Below are 2646 nucleotides of genomic sequence, written 5' to 3'. Positions count from 1 at the left end.
TGGATGACTTCGAACCACTGTGCAAAGTGCAGGTTCTGATCCAACGCTGTCAGATATACGCATTTATCGAAGTTATATGTTTTCTTGCGGTACAGTGCTGCAGTAATATCTCTTGTTGCATACAGTGTGCCGCCGTCTTTACGGATGATCAGGCAGGGAGGCATGTTTTTGTCTTCCAGATCAACGATCATCGCACCTTCGGATTCTTTCAGCAGTTCTTTCGCTTTCAGTTCTTCCACAACGGCATCCATTTTGTCGTTATAGAAGGATTCGCCGGCGTAGGAGTCGAAGGTTACACCCAGCATTTTATATACGCGTTCGAATTCTTTGATGGAAACATCATAGAACCATTTCCACAGAGCCAGTGCTTCTTCTTCACCGTTCTGCATTTTTACGAACCACAGACGTGCTTCATCATCCATATTCAGTTCGGGATGCGCTTCTGCTTCATCGTGGAACTTAACATAAATACGCATCAGTTCCTGAATACCGTCTTTTTCTACGGCTTCCTTGCTGCCCCAGTTTTTGTAAGCCACGATCAGCTTACCAAACTGTGTGCCCCAGTCGCCCAGATGGTTGACGCCTTCTACATTGTAGCCCAGTTCTTCGTGAATCTTGTACAGAGCGTTACCAATTACTGTGGAACGCAGGTGACCAACGTGGAAAGGTTTTGCGATATTCGGAGAGGAATAATCGATGACAACTGTTTTGCCTGCGCCCATGTCGCTTTTGCCGTAGTTTTCTTTCTGTTCCAGAACTGCGGACAGAACCTGTTCCGCATAAACACCTTTATTCAGGAAGAAGTTGATATAAGCGCCAACCACTTCCATTTTTGCGATAAAATCAGGTTTTTCGATTTTTTCGATCAGTTCCGCAGCGATCATAGGGGGAGCCTTGCGGAATACTTTTGCCAGACGGAAACAGGGGTAAGCAAAGTCACCCATTTCCTTTTTCGCGGGAATTTCCACTGCTGCCGCCGCATCTTCTACAGAGATTTCTGCTGCTGCCGCCAGCAGTTTTGCAATTTCTATTTTAAAATCCATATTTTTACCTCCAAAAAGTACCAACTGAAAATTGGACATACTCTACTTAATATAGCATAAAAACCGCAGAAAATCAAGAAATTGAAAGGTTCTGAATTGCAAGAGAAGTGCAAGGCTCGAAATTGAAGTTCTCGAAAATCCATGTGTTTCAAATTGCGCCCAGTCGGGCGAAAATGGCGGTTGGATAATCTTTCTGCTCGCCCCCTCTAAGAAGTGCATTGGCAAAACGAAATCCACCACCTTACTTTTTGCGCACAAAAAGTAACAAAAAGCCAATGGTCGCTTCGCTCCTAGGCGGCAAGCCGCTATAGGAACCCTACTCATGGGTCCCAGCCCCCCACAAGAGTTCTAAAGGGAACAATGTTCCCTTTAGATATTCCCTCCCCACAAGCCCTTTCGGGCAGTATAAAGCAGCCCCGTCGGGCAAGGCTTGCTGGTCTGTTGTTTTGGCATACCTATTGTGATATATCTCGGTAGGAATCAAATAAATGTTCTAATAATTCATCCAAGTTTTTTTCGAATTCAATCAATCGTTCACTGATATAAAAAGATGCCATGGAATATTGAACATTTAGTGCGTCTTCATTTTTCCACAAAGCATCTTTTAGAATATATACCAATCCACTGATACAATCTAATTCATGTGTCATCCTTTCTAATTTACGAAGATATTTATGTAATTCTTCCATATTAACTCCTCCTTTTTTCTAGAATATCAAAAGGAAAGAAGGTTTGGCAGAAATGCTACAATATTGTTGCAAGCATAAATATGATATTACTAAATAAAAATAGAGTTTATAACTCTGAAATGCAGTAAAGTTTTAAATTTTGTGGCATCATAAAATTGGTGATATACATGAAATATAACGAACGAATCAGAGCATTAAGAGAAGATAATGATTTGAAACAATATCAGATTGCAGAAGTATTGAATTGTCAAAGAGAAGTTTACCGCAGGTATGAAACAGGAATCTATGAAATTCCTGTTTGGGCAGTTATCAAACTGGCTGAATATTATCAGGTCAGCACTGATTATATTTTGGGACTAACAGATAAAAAATAAAATGATTTTGAGCGGCTTATGACGAGCCGTTCTTTTTTGCCCCGCGCAGGTGGCTTCTCGGTGGGAATGTAGAAACGAATGTTTCCCCTTTCCCAACGAGAACCACCGAGGGAAGGGGCATGCAAAAATCCTGTGCAGTAACTAAAAAAGACCCGAAATTCGGGTCTTTTTGATTAACCATATTTTACCGTCAAATTCACATAGCTGATATGTTCCCGCATCGCCGTATATGCCGTCTGGAAATCCCCATTTTTGATGGATTCGATGATTTTCCCATGCAATTCAATGGTCACGTCGATAACTCTGGGATTCTGCACCAGAGATTCTCTCATTGCCAGACGAATGCCGTTTTCAAAGCTATCCTTGGACGCCATCATGGTGCTGATCAGCAGCTTATTGTGGGTAGCATTTGCCACCTTCATATGAAACATTGCATCGTAATCTACAAACTGGTTTACATCATGACGATGTTCTTTCATTTTTTCATAGTAATATTCCAGCTGGGCAATATCCTCCGCTGTAGCCCGCTTCGCCGCATAG

4 protein-coding genes are annotated in these 2646 nt (G+C 42.0%); 1 reads left to right on the top strand and 3 read right to left on the bottom strand.

What is annotated here, in order from left to right:
• On the bottom strand, window positions 1-1043 hold a 1043-nt coding region (gene argS, locus ACJMLT_RS09605; protein WP_405730054.1), incomplete at its 3' end, for an arginine--tRNA ligase.
• Window positions 1044-1498: 455 nt separating this feature from the next.
• A complete protein-coding gene (locus ACJMLT_RS09600) occupies window positions 1499-1732 on the bottom strand; it encodes a hypothetical protein (protein WP_405730051.1) in 234 nt (77 codons plus the stop codon).
• Between the two features lie 167 nt (window positions 1733-1899).
• Between ACJMLT_RS09600 and ACJMLT_RS09595 the strand changes: the two genes are divergently transcribed.
• Window positions 1900-2106 carry a helix-turn-helix domain-containing protein gene (locus ACJMLT_RS09595; protein ID WP_405730048.1) on the top strand — a complete coding sequence of 69 codons (207 nt, stop codon included), beginning with the start codon at window positions 1900-1902 and terminating at the stop codon, window positions 2104-2106.
• A gap of 173 nt (window positions 2107-2279) precedes the next feature.
• Here ACJMLT_RS09595 and ACJMLT_RS09590 read toward each other — a convergent pair.
• Window positions 2280-2646, bottom strand: a 367-nt coding sequence (locus tag ACJMLT_RS09590) for a FadR/GntR family transcriptional regulator (RefSeq protein ID WP_405730045.1), incomplete at its 5' end; no start/stop codon positions are given.

It is taken from the genome of Anaerotignum sp., assembly GCF_045122575.1.
Lineage (GTDB): Bacteria > Bacillota > Clostridia > Lachnospirales > Anaerotignaceae > Anaerotignum_A.
The sequence above is the reverse complement of the archived record's forward strand: the minus strand, read 5'-3'. Positions and strand labels throughout refer to the sequence as shown.